Origin of the sequence: Chitinophaga silvisoli (assembly GCF_003412465.1) — a bacterium.
GTDB lineage: Bacteria > Bacteroidota > Bacteroidia > Chitinophagales > Chitinophagaceae > Chitinophaga > Chitinophaga silvisoli.
Genome location: NZ_QTJV01000001.1, coordinates 1424774 through 1440409 on the forward strand (window position 1 = coordinate 1424774; position 15636 = coordinate 1440409).

At 45.4% G+C, this 15636-nt stretch carries 15 protein-coding genes; 9 read left to right on the top strand and 6 right to left on the bottom strand.

The features are described from left to right. Positions 1-79 precede the first annotated feature (79 nt). From DXN04_RS05770 to DXN04_RS05795, 6 genes are all read left to right on the top strand, one after another. On the top strand, positions 80-451 hold the full coding sequence (locus tag DXN04_RS05770; protein ID WP_116852326.1) for a DoxX-like family protein: 372 nt from the start codon (positions 80-82) through the stop codon (positions 449-451). Next, positions 435-1160 (top strand): DUF2071 domain-containing protein, encoded by a 726-nt coding sequence (locus tag DXN04_RS05775; RefSeq protein ID WP_116852327.1) that lies wholly within the window; start codon positions 435-437, stop codon positions 1158-1160. Before DXN04_RS05770 ends, DXN04_RS05775 begins: the two co-directional genes overlap by 17 nt. Beyond that, positions 1151-1879: a class I SAM-dependent methyltransferase gene (locus DXN04_RS05780; RefSeq protein ID WP_116852328.1), complete on the top strand. Its 729-nt coding sequence runs from the start codon at positions 1151-1153 to the stop codon at positions 1877-1879. The genes DXN04_RS05775 and DXN04_RS05780 overlap by 10 nt, the downstream gene beginning before the upstream one ends. Then, positions 1863-2255: a hypothetical protein gene (locus DXN04_RS05785; protein ID WP_116852329.1), complete on the top strand. Its 393-nt coding sequence runs from the start codon at positions 1863-1865 to the stop codon at positions 2253-2255. The genes DXN04_RS05780 and DXN04_RS05785 overlap by 17 nt, the downstream gene beginning before the upstream one ends. Positions 2256-2387: 132 nt before the next feature. Then, on the top strand, positions 2388-3317 hold the full coding sequence (locus tag DXN04_RS05790; RefSeq protein WP_116852330.1) for a helix-turn-helix domain-containing protein: 930 nt from the start codon (positions 2388-2390) through the stop codon (positions 3315-3317). A gap of 73 nt (positions 3318-3390) precedes the next feature. Next, positions 3391-4137 carry an SDR family oxidoreductase gene (locus DXN04_RS05795; protein ID WP_116852331.1) on the top strand — a complete coding sequence of 249 codons (747 nt, stop codon included), beginning with the start codon at positions 3391-3393 and terminating at the stop codon, positions 4135-4137. 202 nt (positions 4138-4339) lie between these two features. Here the strand turns inward: DXN04_RS05795 and DXN04_RS05800 are convergent, their stop codons facing one another. The 6 genes from DXN04_RS05800 to DXN04_RS05825 all read right to left on the bottom strand — a co-directional run bounded on the left by DXN04_RS05800 (position 4340) and on the right by DXN04_RS05825 (position 11963). Next, a complete protein-coding gene (locus DXN04_RS05800) occupies positions 4340-4879 on the bottom strand; it encodes a hypothetical protein (protein WP_116852332.1) in 540 nt (179 codons plus the stop codon). Positions 4880-5068: 189 nt separating this feature from the next. Then, positions 5069-5707 (bottom strand): NAD(P)H-dependent oxidoreductase, encoded by a 639-nt coding sequence (locus DXN04_RS05805; protein WP_116852333.1) that lies wholly within the window; start codon positions 5705-5707, stop codon positions 5069-5071. Positions 5708-5780: 73 nt separating this feature from the next. Continuing rightward, positions 5781-6392: a Crp/Fnr family transcriptional regulator gene (locus DXN04_RS05810; protein WP_158568864.1), complete on the bottom strand. Its 612-nt coding sequence runs from the start codon at positions 6390-6392 to the stop codon at positions 5781-5783. Positions 6393-6612: 220 nt separating this feature from the next. After that, positions 6613-7647, bottom strand: coding sequence for an MBL fold metallo-hydrolase (locus DXN04_RS05815; protein WP_233525520.1), 1035 nt, complete (start codon positions 7645-7647; stop codon positions 6613-6615). Between the two features lie 179 nt (positions 7648-7826). Then, complete coding sequence (locus DXN04_RS05820) at positions 7827-10544, bottom strand: DUF6493 family protein (protein WP_116852336.1); 2718 nt, start codon at positions 10542-10544, stop codon at positions 7827-7829. Positions 10545-10634: 90 nt separating this feature from the next. Next, positions 10635-11963, bottom strand: a complete 1329-nt coding sequence (locus tag DXN04_RS05825; RefSeq protein WP_116852337.1) for an SWIM zinc finger family protein — start codon at positions 11961-11963, stop codon at positions 10635-10637. Positions 11964-12053: 90 nt separating this feature from the next. Between DXN04_RS05825 and DXN04_RS05830 the strand changes: the two genes are divergently transcribed. The 3 genes from DXN04_RS05830 (at position 12054) to DXN04_RS05840 (ending at position 15635) form a co-directional block, all read left to right on the top strand. Next, positions 12054-12674: a hypothetical protein gene (locus DXN04_RS05830; RefSeq protein WP_147319847.1), complete on the top strand. Its 621-nt coding sequence runs from the start codon at positions 12054-12056 to the stop codon at positions 12672-12674. Positions 12675-12871: 197 nt separating this feature from the next. Further along, positions 12872-13459, top strand: a complete 588-nt coding sequence (locus tag DXN04_RS05835) for a hypothetical protein (protein ID WP_116852339.1) — start codon at positions 12872-12874, stop codon at positions 13457-13459. A 202-nt stretch (positions 13460-13661) separates the two neighbouring features. After that, positions 13662-15635, top strand: a complete 1974-nt coding sequence (locus DXN04_RS05840; protein ID WP_116852340.1) for a thiamine pyrophosphate-binding protein — start codon at positions 13662-13664, stop codon at positions 15633-15635. Position 15636 lies beyond the last annotated feature (1 nt).

Consider the following 15636-nt stretch of genomic DNA (forward strand, 5'->3'; position numbering starts at 1 on the left):
TAGCCCGTGCATCACATTGCATTTATTCTTATCTATATGCTCCTGATAATAGAATTTATCCTGTATCTTCATTCTCAGCATGCGAAAATTCTTAACTTATTTAATTGCACTCGTCTGGCTGGTCAATGGATTGTTCTGTAAAGTATTGCACCTTGTACCCCGGCATGAACAGATAGTAGCACGCATCCTGGGCGATCAGTATGCCCGGCCACTCACGCTGGCCATCGGCATATTAGAAACAGGCATGGCACTCTGGATCATCAGTGGGATCAAATCAAGGTTCAATGCCATCCTGCAAATGATGATTGTCGCCATCATGAATATTATTGAATTTATCCTGGCACCGGACCTCTTACTATGGGGCAGGTTCAATTCCCTGTACGCATGTATCTTTATCCTGCTCATCTATTATACAGCATTTAAACTCAGCACCCGTGTTTCCAGGTCTTAAAAATCATCCCTTTGCAGTCGAGGCATTTTTCGATTATTCTATCGTGTTGACTTTTGCCCTGCCCAAAGCGCAATTACAAGCCCTCCTTCCTCCCTGCCTTGAATTGGATACATTGCAGGACCAATACGGATTTATAGCTGTGGCCATGGTGCAGACAAAACACCTGCGGCCAAAGGGTTTTCCAAAGTTTATGGGCAATGACTTTTTCCTGATTGGGTACAGGATCTTTGTAAAGTATACGAACAGTGCCGGGAAAAGATTGCGTGGACTATACATCCTCAAATCTGAAACGGATAAAAAGAAGATGGCATACCTCGGCAATTTCTTCACTCATTATAATTATACAAGCACAAGGATAAAACAATCTCAGTCAGGCAGTACCAGCTCGTTTGAATCCCCGGATTTCAAAGTCTTCCTGGATCTTGCTGAAGATGCAGTACCACTGCCGGCGCATTCTCCGTTTACAGACTGGAAAGAAGCCCGCCGCTTTGCAGGGCCACTTCCCTTCACTTTTCAATATAATGCAAAGACGAAAAAAGTGTTGATCATAGAAGGGCTTAGAGAAAACTGGACACCCAGACCTATAAAAGTGATGGATTACCACTTTTCTTTTTTAACTCCTTTCCATCATATCGTACTTGCAAATGCTTTTATTATAAATAACATTCCCTACCATTGGAAAAAAGGCAAACTGGAAACATGGCGATAGCAAGAAAACCTTTTCAGGGGGTACTTAATATTATCCGGTTCAACTGGCATTTCTATGTGATTTCCCTGCTGGTGATTGCAGTCGCTTATTATTTCGGATGGTATATCATTGCCAGCCTCGCACTTGCAGGCAGCATTTTTTCCCTGATTATCTCCTGGTATATTTATGACCTGTCACCTTTGTACCAGTTAAACTGGGTGTCCTGTAATCATACCGAACAGGTAATTGTGAATATCCATGCAGGATTTGACGAAACGAGCATCCTGCTTGAACAGAAATATAAAGGAGCGACACTGAAGATCATAGATTTTTACGACCCCCAAAAGCATACAGAAATCTCCATCAAACGTGCCCGCAAAGCCTACCCGGTATTGCCGCAGACCATACCATCCGATACAAACCGATTACCGCTGGAGGATGCAGTTGCCGATAAGGTCTTTGTTATATTCTCTGCACATGAAATTAGGAATGAAGCAGAGCGCAGGGAGTTTATGAGAGAGCTTGCCCGGATCATTAAACCCGGTGGTGAAATATTTATCACTGAGCACCTGAGAGACCTTGCTAATTTCATCGCGTACAATATTGGCTTCTTCCATTTCTATTCAAAAAAGAACTGGTTGCAGCATGTCAAAGATGCTCACTTAAAACTGGATCAGGAGATAAAATCGACTCCATTTATTTCGACATTTATAATTTCAAGGAATGATCATTCATTTTAGAGTCATAGGTTTGTTGTTGATATTATTAGCTGGCAGTCATGTCGTGTTTCCCTGGTTCTTCAGCTGGAAAGAGGAGCTGAAAAGGCTGAGCCTGATCAACCGGCAGATTATGACTATTCATACTTTCTTTATTGCCCTGGTGGTATTATTGCTGGGGATCTTATGCCTGAGTTCAGGAGAGGAGCTGGTACATACGGTATTGGGCAGGAGACTATGCCTGGGAATGGGGGTATTCTGGGTTTTAAGGCTCATTATTCAGTTCTTTGGGTATTCCCCAGCACTCTGGAAGGGGAAGCGGTTTGAGACGATTATGCATGTGTTGTTTGCGATATTATTCAGTTATATGAGCATCGTATTTTTTGTGGCAGGGGGGTAATTTACTAAAAACAAAAGCGTCCTGAAGATCTTAGCCCCCAGGTACTATACAGAAGAATTCTTTAAAGAACGAAACGGCCGGGAACAAAAGGTCCGGGAACTGGATTATAAGAGAAATATGTAACTTAGAATCATGAATGAAAACCAGAAAGGTTTACTCTTTGATACATTAGCAGATCAGTACCGGTATAATAATTTACCTACTGATCTCATTCACCTGAATTCCGAATTCACCATTTTTAACCTGGCTGACCTGAAGCAGCCCATGCCTTTTAGTCTGCCGGTAAGCCGTCTTAACTTCTTCGTGTTCGGATTTATCAAACAGGCCAGGGGAATCTATACCCTGGATCATCACACCTTTGCATTCAAGCCCAATACTATTTACTTTACGAACCCTGGTCATTACCGTTCCTTCCGGCATGAAGAGATCCAGGAGGCCTACCTGATTACTTTCAGCGAGACCTTCTTAAAAGAATCCATTCATGGAAATATCTTTGATGAATTTCCTTTTTTGTTGACGGAAACTGTTCCTGCCATGACGGTGACACCCGAGGTTTTCAGCCAGTTTGAACGCCTCTATTTACAGATCCACCAGGAATATACAGGTCAATCACCCTTCCGTAAAAAAATTATCGTCAGCCTCTTTTTCGCATTACTGCTCAAGTACAAGGAATACTTCTTCATGGACTATAGTCCTATTTATGAAGGCAACCGTGGATCAGAAATCGTGGTCAATTTCAAGAAGCTGCTGGAGAAGCATTATCGTGATCTGGCCAGGGGGGCTGCTACAGAAGTTTTCAGACTACAGGACTATGCAGATGCACAAAACCTGCACCCCAATTACCTCAGTAATGTCATAAAGGCGAAGACAGGAAAAACAATTGGTATGTGGATTTCAGAAAAGTCCATTGCCGAGTCGCGCTCTCTCTTACAAAATACCAATCTCCCGGTGAAAGATATTGCTTACCGGCTAGGATTTACTGATACCGCACATTTTAGTAAGTTCTTCAAAAAGCAACTCGGTATCTCCCCGGTAGAATACAGGAAAACACCCCGATCTTAAGATTATACAATACATCCTTTACCAGCTACTTCACAGAGGGGCCGGACTGCGCCTACCTTTGATAAAAAAAAACATGAAGACGCTAAATGGAAAAGTAGCCCTCGTAACAGGTTCTGCGAGAGGCTTAGGTAAAGCAATCGCTGAGCGGTTCGCAGCTTTGGGCGCTGATATCGTCATCAATTATTCCAGGGACAAGGCCAGTGCTGATGAGGTGATAAGCAACATCCAGGCAATGGGTGTGAGCGTAATCGCAGTAAAAGCGGATGTCAGTCAGACCACGGAGATCGAACACTTATTCAATGAAGCCAAAAGTAAATTTGGAAAGATTGATATCGTTGTGGCAAATGCAGGTGTGGAACTGGTAGATGTACCGGTCACTGAATTTACCGAGCAGCAATATGACCGGCTTTTTGGCATCAATACCAAGGGTGCATTCTTTACCTTACAACAGGCAGCAAAGCACATTGCTGATGGTGGCCGCATTATTAATATTGCCAGCAGTACCACTCTTTTCCCTTTCGAAGGCGTAGGACTGTATGGTGGCAGTAAAACCGCGCCTAAATACCTGGTAGAGGTACTGGCAAAAGAGATCGGGCATAGAGGGGTAACGGTGAATTCCATTATTCCTTACGCAGTAGACAATGCCGGGATCTTTACAGATCCTAATGAGCCTTCTATCAAATGGCTGATTGAGGCTAATCCCATGAAGCGCCTGGCGCATGTAGAGGATGTGGCAAATGTGGCAGAGTTCTTTGCCAGTGAGCTGGCATCTTTTGTAAACGGACAGCATTTGCTGGTGAATGGCGGTGCCAGTCACTAAAGAGAATAGGATAGGTATGGAGATGCAGCCGGGGATTTTTATCTCCGGCTTTAGCGATTTAAAACTTGTTTTTAATTTGATACGTCTGTATAATAGATGCTTAAGGAAGGCTGCCTTTAATTTGACATGTCAGGATACTGAATGCTAAAGGAAGGCTACCTGTTACGCCTGCAGATGTGCGGGTGCCAATTATTCTGGTGGTTTATTCCAGTTGTACTTCCATCACAGTCTCATTGCCCGGCAGGTCTGCAGCTACTACAATCACCTTCGCGCCGTGGGGTAAACTGCCTGCTTTATAATACCAGTCCACACCGTTCCTGCCTAAAATGGCGTTGCCTCTTTCCAGGATGTTGCCTGCAGCGTCCAGCACTTTTACAGCCACTTCTGCTACCCTGAATTCGTCTTTTGCTGTCACGACCACGGTAGTCTCTTCTACCTGGATTTTTTGCACTTCAGGGGCCTTAAAAGCGTCCTTGATTGCCATGTTGTATGCATTCTGTCCGGGACCTGCTTTGGACTCGTAATACGCCTTTATTTCCGGGTCCTGGAGGATGGCTACAGCATAAGCCGCAGCTTCCGCCATTTTTTGCCTGGCGGCTACTTGGTTTTTCGTAGGCTTTTTGGTGGATTTACCACGTTTTTTGGCCATGATAATCCGGTCTTTCCGCCTGTAAATCGTGATTTGATCACCGATAGTGCCTTCCACGAACTGTAAGAGAAGGTTGTTTGTAACGATTGCCATAAAATGGTTTTTGGGGTTCAATATGAATATACTGAAAAGAGCTGACAAACTGGGTATTTACTCTACATTAAAAGATCACTAATATATCACCATAAGGTCACCAAAAGAGCACCTCAATATCGAATCGATATACAAGTACTCTTTTAGTGACCTTATAGTGACGTTTTAATATAGGAGACGGGAAGTAGATTACTTCAATTCGGTGACGAAGTTTTCCCGGCTCCGGCGCACCTTTTTCAGGTTCACCAGCCAATCCCCTTCGGCCGCCCGGTAGCCGAGTGGCATTATGACGACGCTGCGCAGGTGCCTGGCAGGTAAATCAAGGATATTATCGACAGCGGCGGGGTCGAATCCTTCCATGGGAGTAGCGTCTACCCCTTCGAAGGCAGCGGCAACGATGGCGGTACCCAAACCTATATATGCCTGGCGTGCGGCTACCTGGTAATTGGTTTCCCTGCCCTGGCCGGCAACCCTCTCCAGTAATTGAAGGCGATAGTTTTCCCAGCCTTCATTTTTAAAACCCCGGATCTCATTGGTCAGGTCGAACATCATATGGACACGTTCGGGGGTAATATCGTCCCATGCGGCAAAGACAAGGAGGTGTGAGCAGTCGGTAATCTGGGCCTGGTTCCAGGATACGGCTCTGATTTTTGCGCGGATCTCCGGGTTGCTGACTACAATCAATTCAAAAGGTTGAAGTCCGCTGGTGGTAGGGGCCAATCTTACTGCTTCAATAATGCGGTCCAGTTTATCGGCAGGAACTTTTTTGCCTGCATCAAATTTCTTTGTTGCATAGCGCCATTCCAGTCTTTCATTTACAGTCGTCATCTGATACTTTGTTGTTTTCAAACAAAGCTAGAGGAAGTGGAAATGGAAAGGCATTAACAAAAGATAAGAAAATCTATTTCCCGGGTTCCAGGATCCGCTTACGGATCCGCGAAAGTGATACAGGTGTGATGCCCAGGTAATTGGCGAGGTAGTGTTGGGGGATGTGTTGCAGGATGCGGGAGTTGTTGTTCAAAAGGCTTATGTAGCGCTCTTCGGGAGATTGGGTGACGAAAGCCTGGACCCTGTCTTCATAGCAGAAAATGAGATCTTCGGCAATGAGTCTGCCAAAGCGTTCTGTTTTGTGAGCGGTGAGCGGGTGGTTTAAAAGTTGTTGTAAGCCATCATAAGTGAAGGTGATGAGAAGGGTGTCTGTAATGGCCTGTATATAGGAGAAGCCGGGTTGTTGTTTCAGGAAGCTTTTGTACGAGCAGATGAAATCATTTGCCAGGCAGAAGTAACTGGTGATTTCTTCGATGTCTTTTAAGTGATAGAGGCGTAAAGCGCCGGAAAGGATAAAACCTAATTCTTTGCAGGTGCTGCCTGCCTGGGTAAAGTATTCTTTTTTACGGAGGGTTTTGAGCTGCAGGTGTTGTGAAACGATTGCCCATTCTTCATCACTGAAGGTAATCCACTTGTTCAATTGTTGCCTGAAGGCTGGCAGGTATTTTTCTAGTTCACTATGCATGGTGGGAAGATTCATTTAGACAAATACAATATAGCGTGTGTTGTTCATGGTTCCTGTGATGAGCAGATCTTTTCCGGTTGCCGGATTGTGCTCAAATAAAGGAGTCTGTATCAAAAGTAAAATTCCTGGGATTTAATTCGGGTACCTGGTGGAGAGAATTTTTGTTGTTGTAATTCTCAATGCCTTCAGATTACTTTTGATACAGGCTCCATTTATTCAATCAATTCACCCCTTTCCACCATTCAGCAAATGGCTGTTGTTCATTATGCAGGTCCACCAGCTCCCCGATCATAGGTGTAGCCAGCGGAATATCAGCAATAGCTTTTATCCTTTTTAAAGGCTCATCCCAGGGATGATTACCCAGTGTAAACTTAGACGAATGTACAGGCAATAGTCTCTTCGCTTTCAGGTCTTTTGCCGCCTGCAGCACTTCTTCCGGCTGCATATGGATATACTTCCAGGCAAGGTCGTACTGGCCATTTTCAAGGATGGCAAAATCGATGGGACCAAATTTCCTGCCTATCTCTGCAAAATGAGTATCATAACCACTATCGCCTCCGATATAGATCTTCATAGCTGGAGTTTGCAGCACATAAGATTGCCAGAGTGTATTATTCCGGGCAAAGCTCCTGCCTGAAAAGTGGCGTGTAGGCGCAGTATGTACGGCAAATCCGTCTCCAAGATTTACATCCTGCCACCAGTCGGTTTCAATGATCTGGTCTGGTGTATAGCCCCATCTTTCCAGGTGTGCACCTACGCCAAGGCCACAGATCACTTTGTGCACCTTATTTTTGAGTGCAAGCATGGTTTTATAATCCAGGTGATCGTAGTGGTCGTGGGATATGAAGAGGTAATCTATTTCCGGGAAATCATCGGTGGTGTAGATGTCAGCGCCTTTGAAAGCCTTGGTTCCACCCGGTAGAGGAGAGGCGCTGCCGGAAAACACGGGATCGGCCAGGAAGCGCTTGCCGCCTGCCTGGATGAAATAAGAGGAGTGACCGAACCAAACCAGTACATCCTGATCAGGTGCAAGGTTGAGCAGGTTTGTTTTTACAGATGGCAGGGAGTCTACAGGGCGGAGGCGTAAGCGTTTTTTGAACAGGAAATCGTACAGGACACCTCCCATGGTATAGCCTTCTGTGAGTTGTGGTGTATTGTGAATGTTCTGGAACTGTCCGTCTTTGTAGTGCGGCGATTTTTTGATTAATTCTAATCTCTTTCCGGAAGGTTTTTCTCCGAATAGTGGGTGTCTCATATATATTATTACTGTGATTGTCAATAGTAAGAGTAGTGCGAGGACTACTTTTAGGCATTTTAATGTTATACCAATTAATTTCTTCATATGAGATGGAGACGAATGAGCGGGGAGCATATTTTAAAATTCTCCTTTAATTTTTCAATTTTCAAACTGTAATGGAGACATCATCTTTTATTTTAACTCAGGGTAGCTATCAATTTCTTATACCCTGGTATGGCTGTCCACGTAGTCAGTTTTGCCTTTAGCAGGGGTCTGGTCACTTTGTGGCCGTTTACGGCCAGCACTTCAGCAAAGATTTCTAACAGTTTTTTCAGTTGCTTAACCGGATTGTCCGGCAGACACTCAATAACAACAGATAAGAGCAGTTCGAGCGCTTCATTATGTTGCTTGCTGATTTGCATCATGTGATCGGTAAGCAGGTCGGTGAAGCGTTTCAGCGGTGCCCATTCCAGGCTTTGATGGATGCCGATGATGTAGCCGGTTTCCTCACTTTGCAGGGTGTGGGTACTGACACCTGTGATCCAGCATTCAGCTGCTAAAGCACGTATGGTTTTATCCGCATGCAGCATACAGGTGGCGATGAATAAGTGGACAGTAGGCCGGTAGGAAACTGCCTGTTCTTTTAACCAGGTAATGGCAGCGGTAATGGCAGTTGTTTCTGCTACTTCGTACATGCCTGATAATGGCATGAAATACTGTATAATATTAGCCAGCATCAGCGAAGGATTTGCTGGGGTCAATGAAAGTAATCTTGGTACATCTGCTGCTGGTATGGAATAAAATTTAGCCTGTCTGACCAGGTATTCCTGTAAGAGCGGATCAGGGCCGGAAAGTGGCGTTACTTCGGGGAAGCTGATTTGGATGGATGTCCTGGTAGCGGGCACCCTTTCATACTCATGGGTCTCCCTGTTGTAAGCGCCATAGGCAAGATAGTGTTCCTGGGCAGTCTTCCATTTGAAATCGCCATTTAAATAAACGGATGGTATTGTGTGGCCTGCCAGGTCTATCCCTTTCCTGTTGGCAGCCTGGATCCAGGCATTTCCTTTTTTGGGAGTGATGCCTGATTGACCGAAGAGGAACAGGAGGAGGTCCCTGTTATCGCCGGTCAGGAGTTGTTTTGCCAGGGCGATTGCTGCAGTTGTATCTTCTAATGCGCAACGGCAGATTGCAATCTGTAGATCGAGGTCCTGAGGTAATTGATCCTTGTACTGCGATAAGCGATTTACTAATACTGCCGGGTCTATCCAGCCAGGAGTATGTGTAGGCGTGGATAATAGCGGACGTTGATCTTTTACCTTGAGTTTTTCCAGGGCATGTTGCCATAGGAGGGTGTATGGCTGGACATAGGCCTCTTTCACATCCCAGGGTATTGTATTTTCGTCCTGCTTCGCATAAGCAAGCAGGAATTTTGTGAGGAAATGATCTAAGTGGCCCATATTACCCGTAGGCCGTGCATGTAATTTTTCTGCTCTTTTGAATGCTGGCTGCAACTGGACCAGCACATCTTCCGTGATCAGGTGTTGTAAATTAATCAGCGCAGCAGGAAGTAATTCTGCATGATAAAATTCGTTGTTTTCAAAAGCCTGGCTGGCGAAATAAATCAGCTCTTCTACGGTATTGATAGGGGCAATCATATTATGTTCTCCTATCAGGGGCCGTGTTTCAGATGCTGTATCATCGGCCAGTTCGATAGTGACAGGATCAGAAAGTAGTAATGGCCGGATGCTTGTCAGCATAGTATCAGCGTACATCTGTAACTGTTGCTGTAAGTCTTCGGAGGCAGGGAATGCGTAGGTGCTGATGAGCTTTGCTGTTTTCTGCTGCAGGCTTTCTTCTTTATTTAAAAAGAGCTGGCATAGCTGGATGGCGATGGCTTGCCGGGCATCTGCATGCTGCCTGCAGATAGTTTCTGAGAGCTGTAAGACGCTGGTCAGGATGGCTTTTGTACCGGATAGGATGACCTGGGGCAGGTGGGTAATGAAGGCATTGTAGTCCAGCTGTTTTAGCTGTTTAAGGCTGTTCAGGGCCAGGCTCACGGCAGTAGAATGCTTTGAGTCCAGCGTCATCAGCAGTTCGGGTGCCAGGGCCTTTAATTCCTCCTTGTTTGGTTTCAGGAAGCTAAAGAGTTCCATAAACCAGCCTGCCAGTACTTTATTAAAGTTACGGTTGGCCGTTAAGAGGCTTTCCCTTAAGATCCGCATTCTGTCCAGGCGGCCTTCTGTGGCGAATTTCAGGATGAGATTCTGCCAGCCATTCAGGTCTTTGTTATAACGGCTCAGGTGATGTATGTCGGAGGGATATTCAAAGATATACCAAAAGTGTTTTTGAAGAGTGTCCGGGTATTTTAAGAGTATTTCTTCGGCTTTTTCAGGCGGGATCTTTTCCCGGTTGCTGCTGTTGCCAAAGATGAGGTAAGGTAGGTGAATAAGGATCAGTTCAGGGGATGGCGTGAAATAGCCGCCCGCTTCCAGTTGCATGATTAAGTCGTAATCAAGCCGGTAGCTGTTGCCGGTATTGGCATCGTCCAGGACCTGGGAGAACCAGGAAGGGGTATACCAGGGGAGGAGCTGATCGAGGGTTTCTTTGGTAAAGATGCTGGCGCGATAGAAGGTTTTTTCGAATCCTTTTTTATCCAGGCAAACGAAAGATGCGATGGCGAGCACCAGGCCTTGTTGACCGCGGGCGCGGGCACCGTAGGAGCGACCTGCTACAAAGGAGCCTTCAGGCTTTTGCATGGTGCTGAGGTCTACAAATTCGGAGTAGTAGGTGTTTAGTTTTTTCAGTTCGGGTCCCAGCTCCTTTTTATCTCCTTCATTTAATCCTTTCAAAAAAACAATCATCTCATTGACTGCTTCATTTTCAATGAGGGTCTTAAGTTGATCTGTAATCGTCATATTTTTATCTTTAAAGCCAGCAGGTGGCAGTGCATTCCAATGATACTTTTCGGCTGAAACAGTTTTCTGTTTTAGCTGGAAAATGGTGTGTTATCCAATTTTTATTTTCACGGCCAGGATGTGTTTGCAGGGACCCCTATCTCCCTGGTGCTTTGCAAACCAGGTGCAGGTACAACGGGCTTTGTCCTGGTCAATAACAACTGTGTGTTGCATACCACTGCCTTCTACGCGTGCATTCACCCGGCTGCCGGTATTTTCCAGGATGACAACTTTATCTTCCTCCAATAATTTCTCTGCATCTTTCATCCGCGGGTTCAGCTGCAAAATGCGGCTTTGCCTGAAAGGCAACCTGCGATAGAAGAACTGCCGCTCATCCAGGTCATACCCTAAGAGGCCCATTGCAGCCATTCTCCCTGTCAGGTTATCTACTTTATCAAAATGAATATTTTCCTTTAGCGCCATCAATGCAGGGTTGAACTCCTGGTTAGCATGACTGTATTTATTCATCGCATCCAGCCATTCATCCGGTACATCTGCAATCAATGATTCCAGTGCTGCACCTTCTCCTGAAAAGCCTCTCCAGCACTCCCTGGACAGGGAAAAACTAAATCGTACATCTCCAAAATACAGGTGCCAGGTAGTTGATTGCTGATCTGGCCCGGCAAAGACTCTCAGTTCATTGGCCAGGGGCAATAAGGGTTCCAGGAGTTTAAGCCGGTGCACACCGCCTACGCATAGAGCATTGGCGGCCTTAGCCGGGGAGAACATTGGTTTATTCCCTCTCAGGATCAGGTAGTGATCTGCTTTAGGTTGTCCCGCAGGGATGCTTTTAAACAATTGCATGGCCTGCAGCTGGTTGAAAGTATGTACCTGTTCCGAAGCCGACAGGAACACCTGCACGCTGGTGAGTCCTTTCATCCATTTAAGGGGCAATGGCACTTTTCGCTCCACTACCTTTTTGCTGGCTGTGGTCTGCACGCTGATTGCGGCAGCACCTATATGGAGCCTCATCTGGCCTTGTTTTCCGACACTTGCCAGCGCATTGATCATGGGTTGGTTAAAGTCCACATTTACCGTTCCATTGGCCGGAAATTCACCGTCAATAGCGTCCGGCAATACATCTACCCTGGCATAGATGCCCGCACAGTGAGAAAAGCCTTCAAATCGCAGTTTCTCATTGCCGGCGGTGGCTATGGGATCACGCATCAGGGCCATTTGAAAGGGGGAGAGGTTAAAGCTGGACTGAACGATAGCCGACAAGGTGATGAGGCAACGGGAAATAATATACGGTTGGGTGAGAAAGCCCTGGAAAAAGCAGGATGCCGGTGTAATCTCACTGTAGGTGGACAGGAGTAATTGTTGACGATCTAAAAAGGATAATCGATCGTATTGATAGGTGATGATCTCTGAGGTGGTCATGGTGGGGTGAAGGTATTTAAAATTGAGGAATCGGAGGAGGTGAATCGGGTTTTCCTGTTACCTTGTGTGAAATTTCTAATTTCCCAGCTTATGGAAAAAGCAAGCTCCTTTGATCGGCAGCAGGCAGCAATGGATGCCTGGTATGATTTGATTGAGGAAGAGAATAGGAAGAACAACTTTGTTAATAAGCTATTTAATGCGACACCTGGGGTGAATGATACAGCATCGTGGGCGGCGGAATATGCGAAAGAGATTGTTGACAGTGATGAGAAGAGATTCAGGTATAGTATTTCATACAGGATCTGTATGGCTTGTCTGGCGGGGCTTGCTTTCTTTTTTGTGAGTTTTGTTTTTTATAAAATTGCTTTGCATCCTGAGACTTCGATAAATGGGAAGGCGGGGCCGGGACCATTTTTATTGGTTTTACCTTTTGGTTTTGTCATCCTGGCTGCCAGGGAAGCCTTATCGCGGGCTTGTATCGTCCTGAATGCGAAAGGAATCCGGTTGAATAAGAAGAGGTATTTGTGGAAGGATGTTTTGGGAACGTATATCGTGAAGCGGCGGGGGAAGAAGTCGGGGAGGAAGTGTTTTTTGGTGTTGACGATGGTGGGAGGGGAAGTGGTGAGGTATAATGTGGATCATTATGGGAAGTTTATGGCGGAGTTGAGTGCGTATATTGAAAGGTATAAAAAGAGCGGGGCAGGGCACTAATGAATGGATAGTTACACAAACTGAATTTTAATAATGAGTCTGCCTGAGGAAAACTTTAAAATGCTTTAATACTTAAGTTTCGTTTATACAGTGGGGTATTGGCAGCAAAATATATTAGAGATAAAATTCAAATGCTGTGGATAGAATAAATACACCGGGAATGAGATTAATGTAATATTTTTATTGAAAATCCAAACATGGCTAAATACAAATTCGATGAAGTGCTAAACGACTTAATGGACTATTTTATTCTCGGCGATCCTGACTATTTACTGCAATACAAAATAGCGCAAGGCTTGCCTGATGACCTGCTCACCGAATTTACTACAAAGGAAACCGGAGATGATGTAGTAAAACAGGGTGTCATGATCCCCATGACCGGTGTTGAAAATTATCCCTACACGGTATATTTTACCATAAATGAAACACCTGAACTATTGCAAACAGGCAATCAGCTACAGCATAAACAGGACGGCTACACTCTAAAAGTAAATAACGGCCGGATTTACCTGTACACCATACCTTACCTGAGAGACTATACTGCCACAAAAATAGCAGCCCTGAAGAAATATAAACATGCTAACATCCCTCTTTCAAATGGCTGGTATACCGTTCTTATTTTAGCCGGACTTACCAAACAAAATATTGAAATCAAAAAGATAGATGATACATATACTACTATTGAATCAATGGAACCTACATTTGAATTTTTACTGACTCCTGTAAAAGAACAGCCTGAATACCGCGGGGATATTATGTATAGATTTAGTGTGGAGAGTGAATAGTTTTTTATTACCAAAAAATATCATATCCCCTCCCCACATGAAACATTTTTCAGATTCCCCTAAACAATCAGCAATAAACCGTTGTTTATAACCTTAAATGCATTGTGAAAGACTAATTAATTAACCAATACCCTATTAATAACACAAAACAAATTTCCACAACTACTAGCCCTAAATAGCCGAAATTCCAAAACACCATCATATGACAACACCACAAGTGGCGCAGACTCCGCGCCAGACCAGTGACGATGTGATCGAACACGCGTTCGACCAGTCTACACGCTGGACACGCGACTATGTATTCGATATCCTCAAAGACCTGGGTATCCACTACATCTTCGGTGTACCAGGTACCAATGAAATTCCTATTATTGATGGCACTTCCTACCCTGAAAATGGAGTACGCTATATCGAGTGTCTTCATGAAAACATTGCCATCGGCGCTGCCATGGGATCCGCCCGCATGACAGGCAAACCAGGTGTACTGGTTGTACACGTTACCCCCGGTATTGCCCACAGCATCGGCAACCTGTTCAATGCCTACCGCTCACAGGTTCCCCTGGTCATCCTTTGTTGTCAGCAACAAAATGAGCTGGTCACCCAGGAACCCCTCCTGGCTTCCAACCTGGTAGACCTTGCCAGGCAATATACCAAATGGGCACATGAAGTACGTACCCCCGATGAAATTCCATTAGTCTTACAACGCGCCTTTAAAGAAGCCATGGCACCACCGAATGGCCCAGTATTCGTATCCATTCCATGGGACTTTACCATGGTCGCCATCGAAGATGAAGCTAAGGTGAAAGGCGTGACCCGTATTTCCCCACATTTTACGGGGGATGACGCGTCTATCAGACAAGCCGCCGCCATTCTCTCTTCCGCTAAAAATCCTGTGATTGTAGCGGGTGATGCTGTCGGTTATGCCGATGCCTGGGCCGAACTACAGGAACTGGCAACAGTAATGGGTGCCCCCGTGGTATTACAATGTTTCAGCAGTCTTGCGAATTATCCCAATAACGATTATCACTGGCAGGGTGAATTGCCAGGTAGTCAGGCCGGTGTACAGGGCGTGTTCAAAGATCATGATGTCGCCTTCCTTATAGGTTTTGGCGCACAGGCGCAACTAGCCGTATTTAAATATTCCGACGGGCCCCTGTTCCCTCCTGCATTAAAACAGGTATACCTGACTAACAACACCTGGGATATCGGTAAGAACTATTATGGTGAGGCAGCGGTATTCGGTGATATCAAAGCCACATTGCCCATTCTGAACGGGTATGTTAAACAAACACCTCCCGAAGGTGCAGATGCCAGAAATGAGAAAATGCGCATGCTGGCAGAAAAGAGAACGGCGGACTGGGATGAATATCACCAGGAGGCAATGGAGCAGGAAGAGATCTGGTCTGTTGTAATCGCCAAAGCATTGAAAGAAGAAATTGAAGGAAGGAAACTGGAAGACAATTTTGTGTATGTGCATGAAGCGGTATCTGATGGTGCGCCTTTCCAGTACTATCTGCCCTTTGGCAACAATGGTGCAAAGCCGGTAAGTTATTACTGTGTATCCGGAGGCTCCCTGGGCTGGTCAATGCCTGCATCGCTGGGTATCAAACTGGAAGATAAGTCCAGTCAAGGTACAGGTACAAAACTGGTGGTTAATGCGGTGGGAGACGGTTCTTCGCTTTTCTATCCGCAGACTTACTGGACGGCTGCTCATGAGCAATTACCGATCCTTTATATTATTACCAACAACCAGGAATATCATACCCTGCAACTGGGCCTGCAACAGGTAGTGGGCGCTTATGGTAACGCACCGGGTTATGGCTGGAAGCCTAAAACAATGGATCCTCCATACCTGCGCCTGGAAAGACCTAAGCTCGACTTCGTTTCACTCGCCAAAGCATTTGGCGGCGAGCACGGAGAAGTGGTGAAAACACCGGCAGCAGTGAAAGATGCTCTCAAACGTGGTATTGAACATGTACTCACGCATGCAACTTCTTATATACTGGATATGAGAATTGCCGGCAATACACCCACTGCCCCTACTACATCTGATTCCATCACCGGGTATTATTGTAAACAACCAGTCCTGGATTATTACCACCTGGAGGCAGTCAAGTCCGAACTCTTATCTGCACAGAATGGCTATATCCCATCAAACGTTCCTTCATTCTTCTAAA